This is a genomic window from Collinsella sp. AM15-2 (assembly GCF_003471985.1).
GTDB lineage: Bacteria > Actinomycetota > Coriobacteriia > Coriobacteriales > Coriobacteriaceae > Collinsella.
Window position 1 is genome coordinate 12,578 of record NZ_QRKO01000032.1, and the last position, 947, is coordinate 13,524.

A 947-nucleotide genomic window follows, 5' to 3' on the forward strand; every position below is an offset into this window, starting at 1 on the left:
ACAAGGCGTCCTACGGCGGAGGAATTGCAGGCATTTATCAGCTAAGTACTTGGACATATGTTGCGTAACACTGCATATTTTGCAAAAAGATAATGCTACAGGGCTTGTGACAGTACTCATATTTGACGTTTTTTGCCCACGACCCCTTATTGTGTGGGCGAATCAGTTGCAAAGCGGGATCCAAAGCGTCCCTCGCAAAATCAGAACCACCCTTAAAAAGGGTGGTTTGCTCTTAGGGTATAACCCACGGGCCCCGGGCTCGCGTCTAAAGGCGCGGGCCCGGACTTCGTCCAGGCCTAGTGCATCTTGACCCGTGGCGCGCCGGTCGAACCGGCGGCATCACCCCCTCTTGAAGGGGTCCTCGTACTCCTTCACGCTCAGCTTGTCCAGCGCGATGTCGTGGGACTCCTGCTCCCTGATGTACTTGGCGATCGTCGCCTCGTTCAGGCCGACGGTGGACACGCAGTGGCCCTCCGCCCAGAACTTCCTGTTGCCGAACTTGTACTTGAGGCTGGCGTGCCTGTCGAATATCATCAGCGAGCTCTTCCCCTTCAGGCAGCCCATGACGCTCGCGACGCCGTACTTCGGCGGGATCGCCAGCAGCACGTGCACGTGGTCGGGCATCAGGCGCCCCTCGATTATCTCGATCCCCTTGTACTCGCACAGCCTCCTGAGGATCTCCCCTATGTCGCTCCTGATTTGGTTGTAGATCACTTTGCGCCTATACTTCGGCGTGAACACGATGTGGTACTTGCACATCCACTTCGTGTGGGAAAGGCTGTAGGCCTTCTGGGCCATGGCGACCACCCCTTCGACTCGAATTCTTGACGGCCTGAACAATCGTCAATATCGGTCGGAGGGGTGGCTTTGTAAAGCCGTTTGTCTCCACCCGCGTAGCGGGTGGTTTAAAGCTGGCCGCTGCGCGGCCAGCAGACTAAAGTCTTGAA

General features: G+C 56.9%; 1 protein-coding gene. It reads right to left on the minus strand.

Translation table 11 applies throughout. The features are described 5' to 3' along the window. Positions 1 to 339: 339 nt before the first annotated feature. Positions 340 to 798: an IS200/IS605 family transposase gene (tnpA, locus tag DW171_RS09635; protein WP_118271073.1), complete on the minus strand. Its 459-nt coding sequence runs from the start codon at positions 796 to 798 to the stop codon at positions 340 to 342. Between the last annotated feature and the right edge of the window lie 149 nt (positions 799 to 947).